Here is a 13,065-nt window from a genome sequence, read left to right as displayed (position 1 = left end):
GCGCCCAGCATGGGGGCATGGGGGACGCGGTCGACCTGCTGCACCAGACGGTGACCTCACCGTGGGTGTACCTGGTGATCATCCTGGTCACGGCGGTCGACGCGTTCTTCCCGGCGGTGCCGGGCGAGACCGTGGCGATCACCGCGGGGGTCTTCGCGGCCGGCGGGGAGCCGAACGTGATCGGGGTGATCGTGGCCGCCGCGTTCGGCGCGTTCGCCGGCGACCACATCTCCTACGCCATCGGTCGTGGCGGCGGTGCGCACCGGCTGGCCCGGCTACCCGTGGACAGCCGGCGCCGGGCCGGGTCCGAGTGGGCCCGGCGGGCGGTCGACCGGCGCGGCGGGATCATCCTGACCACCGCCCGGTACGTCCCCGGCGGCCGGACCGCCGTCACCCTGACCATGGGAGCGGTCCGCTACCCGCTCCGTTCCTTCGTCATGTACGACGCGCTGGCCTGCGGCACCTGGGGGATCTACTGCGGCCTGCTCGGCTACTTCGGCGGGCTGGCCTTCGAGCACAACCCGGTCCAAGGCCTGCTCGCCGGCGTCGGCATCTCGGTGGCGGTCACCGGCCTGTTCGAGGCGGTCCGCTGGGCCCGCCGCCGCGCCCGCGCTCGCGCCCGCGCCACCGCACGGCGTTGACGAGGGTCAGGAAGTGCGGGGGTGCCAGGTGATGCCGCGCAGCAGCTGGTCGGCACCGAGCCAGGCCACGTTCATCATCCGGGTCGCGGTCTTCTCCGGGTCCGCGTCCGGGTGGTCGGCCAGCCAGTCCGCCAGCGACTCGGTCGCGCCCACCAGTGCGTACGCGACGACCTCCAGGTCGGTGACGCCGACCTCGCGGCCCTTGGCGCGCAGCGCGTGGTCGAGCATCCCGGCGACCACCTCGACGAGCCGGCCACGCATGGTGGCCAGCTCGGCGGCGAAGGGCTGCTCGCCCCGGGCCTGCCGGTAGAGCACCGCCCAGCCGTCCCGGTGCGCGCCGACGAAGCCGAAGAAGGCGCGCAGTCCGCGCCAGAGCCGCTCGTCGGCGGGTAGGTCGGGTGCGGCCGCCCCGGCGATGGCCTCCATCATCCGGGTGCCCTCGCGGTGCAGGCAGGCGACGAAGAGTTCTTCCTTCGTGCCCAGATACGCGTAGACCATCGGCTTGGAGATGCCGGCGTCGTCGGCGATCTCGTCCATGCTGGCCGCGTGAAAACCCCGGCGGGAGAAGACTTTGACCGCCGCGTCGAGCATCTGCTGCTCCCGCACGGCGCGGGGGAGGCGCTTGAAGGTCGGTGTGCTGGACACCTTGCGAGCATACCTACTCGTGCGTAGGGTTACGCCAGAGTAACCAAAGTCGGCTCGCCCGAGAGGTGCATCCCCCATGAGTGACTTCGACCCGGCCAACTTCGCGAACGTCGGCCCGAAGGAGTTCGCGCAGCTGGTCAAGTCCACCCCCGACGACAAGATCGCCGAGATCATGTCCGGCGACCTGCGCGGCAAGATCTTGAGCGAGGTCTTCAACCGGATGCCGTCGCTGTTCCGGGCCGACCGGGCCGGCTCGACCAACGCGGTCATCCACTGGAACGTCACCGGCCGCCCCGACGGTGGCACCGACACCTACGAGATCGTCATCGAGAACGGCACCTGCTCGGTCTCGGAGACCCCGAGCCGGGACCCGAAGCTCAGCCTCACCATGGGTCCGGTCGAGTTCCTGAAGATCGTCTCCGGTGGCGGCAACCCGGTCATGATGTTCATGACCGGCAAGCTGAAGGCCAAGGGCGACCTGGGTCTCGCCGCCAACATCGCCAACCTGTTCGACATCCCCAAGGCCTGAGATGGCCGAGTTCTCGCTCGACCTGAACGAGGAACAGCGGGACCTTCGCGACTGGGTGCACGGCTTCGCCGCCGAGGTCGTGCGCCCGGCCGCGGCCGAGTGGGACGCCCGGGAGGAGACTCCCTGGCCGATCATCCAGGAGGCGGCGAAGGTCGGCCTGTACGGCTTCGAGTTCCTCGCCACCTGCTGGGCCGACCCCACCGGGCTCTCCCTGCCGATCGCCAGCGAGGAGCTGTTCTGGGGTGACGCCGGCATCGGCCTGAGCATCTTCGGCACCTCGCTGGCCGTCGCCGCCATCTACGGCGCCGGCACCCCCGACCAGCTCGTCGAGTGGGTGCCGCAGTGCTTCGGCGACGTCGACCAGCCGGCCGTCGCCGCGTTCTGCACCACCGAGCCGGAGGCCGGCTCCGACGTCGGGTCGATGCGCACCCGGGCGGTCTACGACGCGGCCACCGACGAGTGGGTGTTGAACGGGCAGAAGGCGTACGCCACCAACGGCGGCATCGCCGGCGTGCACGTGGTCACCGCGTCGATCGAGCCCGACCTGGGCTCGCGTGGGCAGGCCGCGTTCGTCGTGCCGCCCGGCACGCCGGGGCTCACCGCCACCCGCAAGCTGCGCAAGCTCGGGCTGCGCGCCTCGCACACCGCCGACGTCTTCCTCGACGACGTACGGGTTCCGGGGCGCTGCCTGCTCGGCGGCAAGGAGTCGCTCGACGAGCGGCTGGCCCGGGCCCGCACCGGCCAGCGTGCCTCCGGCCAGGCGGCCATGCGCACGTTCGAACTGTCCCGCCCGACCGTCGGCGCGCAGGCGCTCGGCGTGGCCCGCGCCGCGTACGAGTACGCCCTCGACTACGCGAAGGAACGGGTCCAGTTCGGTCGCCCGATCATCGAGAACCAGGCGGTCGCGTTCGCGCTCGCCGACATGAAGATGGAGATCGACGCGGCCCGGCTCCTGGTGTGGCGGGCCTCCTGGATGGGTCGCAACAACCGGCCGTTCACCGCGGGCGAGGGCTCGATGTCCAAGCTCAAGGCCGGCGAGGTGGCCGTCTCCGTCACCGACCGGGCGGTCCAGCTCCTCGGCGGCGCCGGCTTCCTCCGCGACCACCCGGTCGAGCGGTGGTACCGGGACGCCAAGATCTACACCATCTTCGAGGGCACTTCCGAGATCCAGCGGCTGGTCATCTCCCGGGCCATCTCGGGCATGCAGATCCGCTGATCGCCGGCGGACCCCGACCCGACCCGCGACGGCACCGCCGTGCCGGGCGTACCGCCGTCGCGGGTCGGGCCGCCGGTCCACGCTCCGCATTCCGCAGGCTGGGCGCCCGACCACGTGGGCTGGGCCCCGCCCCGCCTGCGGGGGCATGATCGGGAGAACACGAACGCGAAGGAGGGTTGCGACTTGGACCTGCCGTTCATCGTCGCCACGCTGACCCGACGCGGACTGCTCAACCCGGGCCGCCCGATCCGGGTGGCCTCCCAACTCAACGCCCTGCGCCGGTGGGGCTGGAGCCTCGCCGGAGAGCTGCGCCAGGCCGCCGCGCGCGACCCGGGGCGGACCGCCGTCGTCGACGAGCACGGCGCCTCGCTGACCTACCAGGAGCTGCTGGACCGGTCGGAACGGCTGGCCCGGTCGCTGCGGGCCGGACTCGGCGTGCAGACCGGCGATCGGGTGGGCGTGCTCTGCCGCAACCACCACGGCCTCATCGAGGCGATCGTCGCCGCCATGCTGCTCGGCGCGGACGCCGTACTCGTCAACACCGGTCTCTCCGCGGCCCAGCTGGCCACCGTGGCCGAGGAGCAGGGCCTACGCGTGCTGGTGCACGACGCCGAGTTCGCCGAGCGGGTCCTCGGTCTCCCCGCCGAGCTGCACCGGGTCGACGAGCGCCGCCAGGAGGAGCTGATCGCCGGCGCGCTGCCCGGTGACCAGCTCCAGCCACCGGAGCGGGACGGCCGGACCATCGTGCTCACCTCCGGCACCACCGGCGCGCCCAAGGGCGCCCGCCGGCCCACACCGCACGGGTTCGGCCCGTTGGTGTCCATCATCGACCGGATCCCTCTGCACGTGCACGACACCGTGCTGATCGCCGCGCCGATCTTTCACACCTGGGGGTACGCCGCCCTCCAGGTGTCGTTCGCGCTGCGCGCCACGATCGTGCTGCACCGACGGTTCGACCCGGCCGCCACGCTGGCCGCCCTGGCCGGGCAGCCCTGTGACGCGCTCTTCGCCGTACCGGTGATGCTGCAACGGCTGATGGAGGTGCCGCCGCCCGAGCCCCGGCCGCCGCTGAAGGTGGTCGCGGTCAGCGGCTCCGCCCTTCCCGGCGGCCTGGCCACCGCCTTCATGGACCGCTTCGGCGACGTCCTGCACAACCTCTACGGCTCGACCGAGGTCTCCTGGGCCTCCATCGCCGGCCCGGCGGAACTGCGCGCGGCCCCCACCACGGCCGGCCGCCCGCCGCACGGCACCCGGCTGGAGATCGTGGACGACGCCGGCGCACCGGTCCGGGACGGCCGGGTCGGCCGGATCTTCGTTGGCAACGAGATGCTCTTCGAGGGATACACCACGGGGGCCGGCCGGGAGAGCCGCGACGGCCTGCTCGACACCGGCGACCTGGGCCGGATGAACCCGGACGGGCTGCTCTTCGTCGACGGGCGGGCCGACGACATGATCGTCTCCGGCGGGGAGAACGTCTTCCCGTCCGAGGTGGAGGATCTGATCGCCCGGCTGCCGCAGGTCCGCGAGGTCGCCGTGATCGGCGTGCCCGACCCGGAGTACGGCCAGCGGCTGGCCGCGTTCCTGGCCCTGCACCCCGGTGAGACGCTCGACCCGGAGGCGGTCCGCGAATACGTGCGGCACTACCTGGCGCGCTTCTCCGTGCCCCGCGACGTGGTGTTCGTGAAGTACCTGCCGCGCAACGCCACCGGCAAGGTGCTCGGCCGCGAACTGCGCCGCTACTACGGCTGAGGGCCGTCCCACAGGGGACAGACGGCGTGGCCCCGCCGGTGGTACCTTCCGTGCGCCGGCTGCCCCGGCGGTGACTCTCACTCCTCGGGAGTTCTCACATGGTGCGACTCCGTCGGCGCTGGGCCCTGGGGCTCCTCCTCGGCGGCGTCTCCGTGACCGCGCTCGGCACCAGTGAGCCCGTGCTGAGTCGGCGCACCGGCACGCCGGTCCGCCGCCGGTCCCCCGTCGAGGTGGAGAACCGCGCGGCCGGCGAGCCCTGGTGGCCGCGGGGCGACACCCGGGCCGCCGACGACCGGCTGCGGCAGATCCAGGGATACGCCTCGACGACCAGCCTCGCCCCCGGCGAGTCCGTCGACTTCCATGTCGCGGTCAACCCGGCCGGCCGGTTCCGGATCACCGTGCACCGGCTCGGCTGGTACGGCGGCGCCGGCGCCCGCACCATGCTGACCAGCCCGTACCTCGACGGCAGTCCGCGGCCGGTGCCGCCGGCCGACCCGGCCACCGGTGCGATCGCGTGCCGCTGGCCGGTGTCCTGGAGCCTGCGCATCCCCGAGGACTGGACCTCCGGCCTCTACCAGGCGGTCTTCACCTCCGCCGACGGCTGGCGCGCCTGCACGCCGTTCGTGGTGCGGGACGACCGGCGCGCGGCCGCGCTCTGCGTGGTGCTGCCGGTGACCACCTGGCAGGCGTACAACCAGTGGCCGCGGGACCGGCGAGCCGGCAAGAGCCTCTACAACGGCTACGCCGCCAGCGGGCGGCGGGATCCCGCGCTACGGGCGCGCGAGGTCTCCTTCGATCGCCCGTACGCCGACACGGGCCAGCCGATTCACTTCAGCCGGGACCACGACGCCGTCCGGTGGCTGGAGCGCAACCGCTACGACGTCTCCTACGCGACAAGCTTCGACCTGCACTCGGGCCGGCTCGACCCGCGCCGGCACCGCGGGCTGGTGTTCTGCGGGCACGACGAGTACTGGTCGGCGGAGATGCGCCGGGCCGCCGAGGCGGGGCTCACCGGCGGCACCAGCCTCGCCTTCCTCGGCGCCAACAGCGTCTACTGGCACATCCGGGTGCGTCCCTCCGCCGACGGCCGCCCCGAGCGGGTCGTCGCCTGCGCCAAGACCACCCCCGACCCGGATGAGGACGCCGCCGGGCCGACGGTGACCTGGCGCGAGCTCGACCAGCCCGAGCAGGCGCTGCTCGGTGTCCAGTACAACGGCGTCGTCGCCACCCCGCAGCCGCTGGTGGTGCGCTCGGCCGACCACTGGGTGTGGGCCGGCACCAGGGTGGCCGACGGTGACCGGATCCCCGGGATCGTCCAGGGCGAGGCGGACGGCGTCCACGCCGCCATCCCCCGGCCTCTCGGACTCGGCGAGACCCTGCTCAGCGGGTCGCCCTATCCCGCACAGCAGGGCGGCCGGCGGATGCAGAGCAGCCACGTCTACGAGACGCCCCGGGGCGCCGTGGTCTTCGCCACCGGCACCCTCGGCTGGACGATGGCACTCAACCGGCGCGGGCAGCGCGACGAGCGGATCGAACGGGCCACCGCCAACGTGCTCGACCGGATGATCAGCGACCCGGTGCCCGTGAGCGGATCCGATCCGGGGACGGCGGACACGCCGGGCTCCTCACCCGCCGCCACGAACCCCTGACCATCTCAACGACGATGAGACGGTGGGGCCCCGGTCAGGCGGGGAGATCGATCCGGCCGTCCACCGCGGCGGCGGCGATGTCGGAGCGGTGGTGCGAGCCGGCCAGCTCGATGCCGCGTACCACCTGGTAGGCCGCGTCCCGCGCGGCGGCGAGGTCGAGGCCGGTGGCCGTGCCGCAGAGGACCCGGCCACCGGCGGAGCGCAGCGTGCCGTCGGCGTCCCGGCGGGTGCCGGCGTGGATGACCCCGGCGCGGTCCGCGCCGGTGATCACGCCACCGGTACGCGGCGCGGCCGGATAGCCCTCCGCCGCCACCACGACGGTGACCGCCGCCCCGTCGTGCCAGCGCAGCGGCGGGTGCGCGGCCAGCGTGCCGGTGGCCGCGGCGTGCAGCAGCCCGGCCAGCGGCGTCTCCAGGAGGGCGAGCACCGCCTGGGTCTCCGGGTCACCGAAGCGGGCGTTGAACTCGATCACGCGCGGGCCGGCGGCGGTGATCGCCAGGCCCACGTAGAGCAGGCCGGCGAACGGAGTGCCCCGGCGGCGCAGCTCGGCCAGGGTCGGGTGCACGACGTCCCGCATCACCTCGTCGACCAGGCCGGGCGGGGCCCAGGGCAGCGGCGCGTACGCCCCCATGCCGCCGGTGTTCGGCCCGGTGTCGCCGTCACCGACGCGCTTGAAGTCCTGGGCGGGCAGCAGTGGCACGGCCGCCTCGCCGTCGGTTACCACGAAGAGGGAGACCTCGGGACCGGCCAGGTACTCCTCGATCACCACCCGGCCGCACTCCTCGGCGTGCCGTTCGGCGGCGGCGCGGTCGTCGGTCACCACGACGCCCTTACCGGCGGCCAGCCCGTCGTTCTTCACCACGTACGGCGCGCCGAACTCGTCCAGCGCCCGCCCGACGCTCTCCGCGTCCGTGCAGGTGTACGCCCGGGCGGTCGGCACGCCGGCGGCGGTCATCACATCCTTGGCGAAGGTCTTCGAACCCTCCAGCCGGGCCGCCTCGGCCGACGGGCCGAACGCCGCGATGCCCTTGGCCCGGACCGCGTCGGCGACCCCCGCCACCAGCGGGGCCTCCGGCCCGATCACGACCAGATCCGCGGCCACCTCGACGGCGAGTGCCGCCACCGCCGCCGGGTCGGTGGCGTTCACCTCCCGCAGCTCAGCCACCGAAGCGATCCCGGGATTCCCGGGAGCGGCCACCAGCACGTCAACGGAAGGATCGGCAACCAGCCCGAGGGCGAGCGCGTGCTCCCGCCCCCCACCACCCACAAGAAGAACCCGCACGACCCCGCATCCTACTGACCACCCCACCCACCCTTGTTGATCAAGAAGTTTGCGTCTCAGATCCGGGCTCCGCTGACGCAAACCTCTTGATCAACGGGGCCTTGGGAGGGCGCAGGCGATCGTGTGGGGGATGTAGTCGGGACGGAGGGTGTCCGGCCAGGTGAAGCGCAGGACGGTCCAGCCGGCGTTTGCCAGGCGGTTCTGGCGGACGCGATTCTCGTAGACGGCATGGGGTGTCTGGTGCGGGCCTGACCGTCGGCCTCGGCGATGATCCGCGCGCCGCGCCAGGCCAGGTCGCCGATGCCGAGCAGTGCGGGCCCTCCGCAGCGCCGCCACGTCCACCTGCGGCGCCGGCACGAAACAGCCCCGCGCCACCCTGATCCAGCGCCCGGACCGGGCGAGGTGCCGGACCTGGTCCCGACTGAATCCCAGAGATACGGCCTGGGCGGCGGTCACCACCCCGCCCTGCCGAGCAGCAACCCGACCCAACGAAACACGATCAGCCACGAACCCAGGCTGCCCACGAGACCGAAACCCGGACACCCCCTGTGGACAACCCTGTGGAAACCCGCCGCCCACTCGCCCGCCCACCGTTGTTGATCAAGAAGTTTGCGTCAGAATTCGCGCCGGTCCAGACGCAAACTTCTTGATCAACAGGGACAGAGACGGCCGGGGGGTGGGTTACGGGAGGAGGGGGTGGCGGATCACGTTTTCTTCTCGGCCGGGGCCCACGCCTACGATGCTGACCTTCGTGCCGCAGAGTTCTTCGATGCGGGCGATGTAGCGTCGGGCGTTCTCCGGGAGCTCGTCCTCGGTGCGGGCCTTCGTGATGTCTTCCCACCAGCCGTCGAGCTCTTCGTAGATCGGCGTGGCGTGGTGGAAGTCGGTCTGCGACATCGGCATGTCGTCGAAGCGCTCGCCGTTGATCTCGTAGCCGACGCAGATCGGCACCTTGGGCATGCCGGTGAGCACGTCAAGCTTCGTGATGACCAGGTCGGTGACGCCGTTGAGGCGGCAGGCGTACCGGGCCACGACGGCGTCGAACCAGCCGGTGCGGCGCTCCCGGCCGGTGGTGGTCCCGTACTCGTGGCCGATCTTGCGCAGGTGCTGGCCGTTGTCGTCGAACAGCTCGGTCGGGAACGGCCCGGAACCCACCCGGGTCGTGTACGCCTTGCTCACCGCGATGACCTTGGTGATGGCGGTCGGCGGGATGCCCGCGCCCACGCACGCCCCGCCGGCCGTCGGGTTCGACGAGGTGACGAAGGGGTAGGTGCCGTGGTCCATGTCGAGCATGGTGGCCTGGGCGCCCTCCAGCAGGACGGTCTCGCCGCGGTCCAGCGCGTCCCAGAGCATGACCCGGGTCTCCGCGATGTACGGCCGCAGCCGCTCGGCGTACCGCAGGTACTCCTCGACGGTCTCGTCGACGTCGATCGCCTTGCGGTTGTAGACCTTGAAGAGCACCTGGTTCTTCTCGCGGAGCGCCAGCTCCAGCTTCTTGCGCAGGATGCCCGGGTCGAGCAGGTCCTGGAGCCGGATGCCCATCCGGGCGACCTTGTCACCGTAGGCGGGGCCGATGCCCCGGCCCGTGGTGCCGATGCGCGAGCTGCCCAGGTAGCGCTCGACCACCCGGTCCAGCGCCCGGTGGTGCGGCATGATGAGGTGCGCGTCACCCGAGATGCGCAGCCGGGAGACGTCCACGCCCCGCTCGGCGAGACCGTCGATCTCCTCCAGCAGCACCTTCGGGTCGACGACCACGCCGTTGCCGATGACGATCATCGCGCTCGGCGACAGCGCGCCGGACGGCATGAGGTGCAGCGCGTACTTCTGGCCGTCCGGGGTGATCACCGTGTGGCCGGCGTTGTTGCCGCCGGAGTAGCGCACGACGTAGTCGACCCGCTCACCCAGCAGGTCGGTAACCTTGCCCTTGCCCTCGTCGCCCCACTGAGCGCCGATGAGCACGATCGCTGGCATCTTCTCCGCCTCCAGAAGGCTCGGGTGCCAGGTGGCGACCGGTCGGCGAGCCCGGGGTGTCAGGCTAACAAGTAGTGACGGTGGGACCGGCAGGGGTTCGTCGAGAAGCAGGAGGCTCCTTCGTGTACGACGTGGTGCTGCTCACCCTCGGCTCGGACCGGGACGCTCCCGGCGGAGGCTGTGGCAGCGGTGGAGCCTGCTGCGGCGGCGCCTCGGAGGCGGCCGGCGAGCCACCCGAGGAGCGCTGCGAGACGCCGCGCGTTCCGGTGCTGGCCTGCGCGGACGCGCTGACCGCCCGGGGTGCGCGGGTGGAGACGGTGACCGCCCGCTCGGACGCGGAGATCGACGAGGTGCTGGCCCGCCTCGACGGCCCGCCCCGCGCCGACGGCCTCACCTGGCCGGACCCCGACTCCAAGACCCGGCTGATCGTCGCCACGGCCAGTGACGGACAGTTGCGCGCCGTGCTGCGCCGACTGGTCCGGCGGTACGCTCCGCCGCCCAGCCGCCGCCCCGACGACCTGGCCGGGAACCGGACCGTGCCGGACCTGCCGCCGGTCGGCGTACTCCCGCTCGACCCCCGCTCGGGCACCGCGCGGGACCTTGCCGCGCAGCTCGGCCTGCCCCGCGACCCGGCGGCGGTGGCCGCCGCCGTGCTCGACGGCACGGTCCGCCGGCTCGATCTGCTGCGCAACGACGGCGGCTCGGTGACGCTGGACGGCGCGCTGCTCGGCGCGGCCGACGACGCGGGCCGGCCGCTGCACTGGCGGGCCCGGGTCGAGGTCGACGGCACGGTGCTGAGCACCGGCGAAGAGCCGATCATGGCGTGCGCGATCGGCAACGCCGGCGGGTACGCGCGCCTGGACGACGTGGTGCTGCTGGCCGACCCGGACCCGTCCGACGGCCGGGTCGAGGTGGCCGTGGCCGTGCCGGTGGTCACCCGGTCCGCATTGGGCCGGAAGAAGGTACGGCTGGAGGTGCGCCGGGCCCGGGGCCGGGCGGCGGCGGTCGTACCCCGTGACGAGAGGGTGCCCTTCCTCGACGACGGCGTCGAGGGTGAGCTGAGCCGCAAGCGGTCCTGGTGGACCGAGCCGGGTGCCTGGGCCGTCTGGACCGCCTGACCCCCGTCGATCCCCCGCTCAAGCCACCGGGCCGGCCGGACGGCCTATCCTCGGCGGGAGGAATGGGGAGGAACCGTGGTGCACGAGAACGCCGACCGGGCCCACGTGCCGGGTCAACCGCAGGTGCCGGAGCGGGACATCGAACCGCTCTGGCCGCCCGAGCAGACCGAGGGAGTCGTCACCGCTCCGCCGTGGGCGGCCCCGGCCCAGCCCAACGTGGCGGCCTGGCCCGTCCCGCCCACCCAACCCACTCCGCCTGCTGCCGACCCGGCGCCGTCAGCAGCCGAACCGGCGGCTGACGGGGAACCGGCGGGCGGCCATGTTCCGCCCCACCCCACGCACGCTCCGGTCGACCTGAACCTCCCGTTCACCCTCGACCAACCGGCCCCCGTCCCGACGCCCGCCACGCCGGAGACGACCTCTCCCCAACCGGCGACCAGCACGGAGATGGTCGACGCCGCTGGCACCGACACGGTCGACGCGGACGGTGCGGTCAGCCCGAACGAGACGGCCGGCGGCCCGAATGGTGCCGTCGACCCGGCGGGCTCCCCCGGCGGGGCCGGCGCCGCCCATGTGGGCGGCCCGCTCGGCACCCCGGCTCAGACCACCCCTGAGGCGATCGACGTCATTCAGGCCGATGTCGAGGCTGGCGCCGACGGGATGCCCGGAGGCGCGGCGACCTCCCGCGACGACCGAGCCGACACGCCGCCGAACGGCCGGCCGGAGTCACCCTGGGCACAGCCGCCGCAACGCTCGAGCGGTGACACACCCACGCCGTCGCTCCCCGGACCGGTCCCGCCGCCGACTCGGCACGGCACGGCCGCCCCGGCCCACCCCGACGAGGCGACCACCACCCCGGCGACCCCGCCCGACCAGGCGCCTTCCGCTCCGGAGGCGACCGGAGCCGCGCAGGGCGTTCCCGGCGGCGTGGCGGAGGGCTCGCCGGACACCCCGCCCCGGCTCGGCCCGTTCCCACCCTCGCCGGGCGTGCCTCTCCAGCAGCCCTACGGCGACGGGACGGCCTACCCGCCGGGACCGGTGGGCTACGGGCAACCGGCGCCCCAGCCGGGCGCACCGGGCTGGTACCCGCCGGCCTGGCCGCAACAGGCCGGCCCGCCCCCGCAGCCAGGCACCCCACAGCAACCGCCCGCACCGCCGCAGCCACCCGGCCCGCACCAGCCCGGGCCCCACCAGCTCGCACCCCACCAGCCCGGCCCGCACCAGCCCGCGCCTCACCAGCCCACCCCTCACCAGCCGGTGCCCCCTCAGCCCGGGCCGCAGCAACCGGGGCCGGCCGCGTACCCGGAGCAGGTCTGGACGCCGGCGAGCGGTGCCCCGCCGACGGCGGAGGACTTCGCGCGGCGGCGGCAGGCCCGGCCGGTCGACCCGGTCGCGACCATGGGCGTCCGGGCGGTGGTCAACAAGATCGGGCTGGTCCGGCTCGCGCCTGGGCGGCAGGAGCAGGAGATGCGGCGCGACATCGAGATGGTGCGCCGCAACTTCGGCGGGCTGCGCCAGGTGACCGTGGTCAACCCGAAGGGCGGCGCCGGTAAGACGGTCGCCATCCTGCTGCTCGCCATGACCTTCGGTCAGAAGCGCGGCGGGTACGTGCTGGCCTGGGACAACAACGAGACCCAGGGCACCCTCGGGATGCGGGCCCAGCAGGACTTCCACGCCCGCACGGTGCGGGACATGCTGCGCGACCTGGCCCAGTTCCAGGGGCCGCACGGCCGGGTCGGTGACCTGTCGCAGTACGTCCGCTCGCAGGGCGAGGGGATGTTCGACGTGCTCGCCTCGGACGAGTCGGCGACCGGCGGCGAGATGCTGACCGCCGCCGCGTTCGCCGAGATCCGCGAGGTGGTGAGCCGCTTCTACAAGCTGATCTTCGTGGACACCGGGAACAACGTCCGGGCGCAGAACTGGCAGGCCGCCATGGACGCCACCGACCAGCTGGTGGTCACCATGTCGGCGCGGAACGACTCGGCCGAGACCGCCGCCCGGATGCTCGACCACCTGGAGCAGAGCGGCCGGCAGCGGCTGGTCCGGCAGGCGGTGACGGTGGTGTCGATGCCGCCGTCCCGCAAGGAGATCGACCTGCCGGCCATCCAGGAGCACTTCGCCGCCCGGACCCGGGCGGTGCTGCTGGCGCCGTACGAGCGGCTCATCGACACCGGCGAGCCGATCCGGTACGGCCAGCTCTCCTCGGCCACCCGCGACGCCTGGCTGAAGATCGCCGCATCGGTGGCGGAAGGGCTGTAGCGCGCG

General features: G+C 73.3%; 11 protein-coding genes. 7 read left to right on the top strand and 4 right to left on the bottom strand.

Features of this window, described 5'->3' with window-relative positions:
- Positions 1–17: 17 nt before the first annotated feature.
- Positions 18–641 carry a DedA family protein gene (locus ABZW14_RS00480; RefSeq protein WP_355337482.1) on the top strand — a complete coding sequence of 208 codons (624 nt, stop codon included), beginning with the start codon at positions 18–20 and terminating at the stop codon, positions 639–641.
- A 6-nt stretch (positions 642–647) separates the two neighbouring features.
- Here the strand turns inward: ABZW14_RS00480 and ABZW14_RS00475 are convergent, their stop codons facing one another.
- On the bottom strand, positions 648–1,286 hold the full coding sequence (locus tag ABZW14_RS00475; RefSeq protein WP_355337479.1) for a TetR/AcrR family transcriptional regulator: 639 nt from the start codon (positions 1,284–1,286) through the stop codon (positions 648–650).
- A 76-nt stretch (positions 1,287–1,362) separates the two neighbouring features.
- On the opposite strand from ABZW14_RS00475, the gene ABZW14_RS00470 reads away from it, so the two are divergent.
- The 4 genes from ABZW14_RS00470 (at position 1,363) to ABZW14_RS00455 (ending at position 6,429) form a co-directional block, all read left to right on the top strand.
- A complete protein-coding gene (locus ABZW14_RS00470; protein ID WP_355337476.1) occupies positions 1,363–1,815 on the top strand; it encodes an SCP2 sterol-binding domain-containing protein in 453 nt (150 codons plus the stop codon).
- Position 1,816: 1 nt separating this feature from the next.
- Positions 1,817–3,031, top strand: a complete 1,215-nt coding sequence (locus ABZW14_RS00465; protein ID WP_355337473.1) for an acyl-CoA dehydrogenase family protein — start codon at positions 1,817–1,819, stop codon at positions 3,029–3,031.
- A gap of 183 nt (positions 3,032–3,214) precedes the next feature.
- Entirely contained in the window at positions 3,215–4,780 is a 1,566-nt protein-coding gene (locus ABZW14_RS00460; protein WP_355337471.1) for an AMP-binding protein, read from the top strand.
- Between the two features lie 98 nt (positions 4,781–4,878).
- Complete coding sequence (locus ABZW14_RS00455; RefSeq protein ID WP_355337468.1) at positions 4,879–6,429, top strand: N,N-dimethylformamidase beta subunit family domain-containing protein; 1,551 nt, start codon at positions 4,879–4,881, stop codon at positions 6,427–6,429.
- 34 nt (positions 6,430–6,463) lie between these two features.
- Here the strand turns inward: ABZW14_RS00455 and purD are convergent, their stop codons facing one another.
- The 3 genes from purD to ABZW14_RS00440 form a co-directional block, all read right to left on the bottom strand.
- Entirely contained in the window at positions 6,464–7,711 is a 1,248-nt protein-coding gene (purD, locus tag ABZW14_RS00450; protein ID WP_355337465.1) for a phosphoribosylamine--glycine ligase, read from the bottom strand.
- A gap of 90 nt (positions 7,712–7,801) precedes the next feature.
- Positions 7,802–8,218: a type IV toxin-antitoxin system AbiEi family antitoxin domain-containing protein gene (locus ABZW14_RS00445; RefSeq protein WP_355337462.1), complete on the bottom strand. Its 417-nt coding sequence runs from the start codon at positions 8,216–8,218 to the stop codon at positions 7,802–7,804.
- Positions 8,219–8,392: 174 nt separating this feature from the next.
- Entirely contained in the window at positions 8,393–9,682 is a 1,290-nt protein-coding gene (locus ABZW14_RS00440) for an adenylosuccinate synthase (protein ID WP_355337459.1), read from the bottom strand.
- Positions 9,683–9,804: 122 nt separating this feature from the next.
- On the opposite strand from ABZW14_RS00440, the gene ABZW14_RS00435 reads away from it, so the two are divergent.
- The gene (locus ABZW14_RS00435; RefSeq protein WP_355337456.1) at positions 9,805–10,800 is read left to right on the top strand and encodes a diacylglycerol kinase family protein; all 996 of its coding nucleotides are present in this window, start codon (positions 9,805–9,807) and stop codon (positions 10,798–10,800) included.
- Between the two features lie 75 nt (positions 10,801–10,875).
- Positions 10,876–13,059 carry a chromosome partitioning protein gene (locus ABZW14_RS00430; protein ID WP_355337453.1) on the top strand — a complete coding sequence of 728 codons (2,184 nt, stop codon included), beginning with the start codon at positions 10,876–10,878 and terminating at the stop codon, positions 13,057–13,059.
- Positions 13,060–13,065 lie beyond the last annotated feature (6 nt).

Source organism: Micromonospora sp. NPDC004551, from assembly GCF_040609975.1.
Taxonomy (GTDB): domain Bacteria; phylum Actinomycetota; class Actinomycetes; order Mycobacteriales; family Micromonosporaceae; genus Micromonospora.
The sequence above is the reverse complement of the archived record's forward strand: the minus strand, read 5'-3'. Positions and strand labels throughout refer to the sequence as shown.